Origin of the sequence: Escherichia sp. 93.0816 (genome assembly GCF_013368855.2) — a bacterium.
Lineage (GTDB): Bacteria > Pseudomonadota > Gammaproteobacteria > Enterobacterales > Enterobacteriaceae > Escherichia > Escherichia ruysiae.
This window is the reverse complement of the sequence record NZ_JABWNC020000077.1, coordinates 1-585: the sequence shown is the minus strand read 5'-3', so window position 1 is coordinate 585 and position 585 is coordinate 1. Positions and strand designations below refer to the sequence as shown.

Annotated in this window: 1 protein-coding gene; it reads left to right on the top strand. The window is 41.0% G+C overall.

Going from position 1 to position 585, the window contains the following annotated elements; all coding sequences use genetic code 11:
• The first annotated feature begins 1 nt into the window (after position 1).
• A complete protein-coding gene (locus HEM79_RS22340) occupies positions 2-175 on the top strand; it encodes a DNA-binding transcriptional activator TdcR (RefSeq protein ID WP_176241489.1) in 174 nt (57 codons plus the stop codon).
• Positions 176-585: the final 410 nt, after the last annotated feature.

Below are 585 nucleotides of genomic sequence, written 5' to 3'. Positions count from 1 at the left end.
GATAAATAATGCGGTACGTCACATTTTTTTTCGCCATTTGTTGGAGATAGAACATTTATTTTATCAATATTTTAAAATTTCGAATACAGATATTGATCATCTCGAACAATTGATTAACGTCATTTATTGTCTCTTTTGCAGAACGTCATTTTGTGAATGCAATCGTTTTCCATGATTTATTCTCGCATTCCGGTTGTGGAACAGTATTTTGTGTTGAGGATCACAAAACTAATAATTGCAATTCGCAAGTAAGCTATCAGAAGAGAGCACAGGGTGACTAAAAAGAGTGTTTATATTGAACCAACAGGCCGCTTTCTTTTGGGTATAGCGTCGTGGACAGTCATTCATCTTACCGCTCGCTCCAAAAGCAAAAACCCGCCAGTCTGCACTGGCGGGTTTTCGCTAAAACAGGTGAAACTGACCGATAAGCCGCTTTCTTTTGGGTATAACGTCGTGGACAGTCATTCATCTTTCCGCCTGCTCCAAAAGCAAAGACCCGCCAGTCTGCACTGGCGGGTTTTCGTTAAAACAGGTGAAACTGACCGATAAGCCGCTTTCTTTTGGGTATAGTGTCGTGGACAGTCA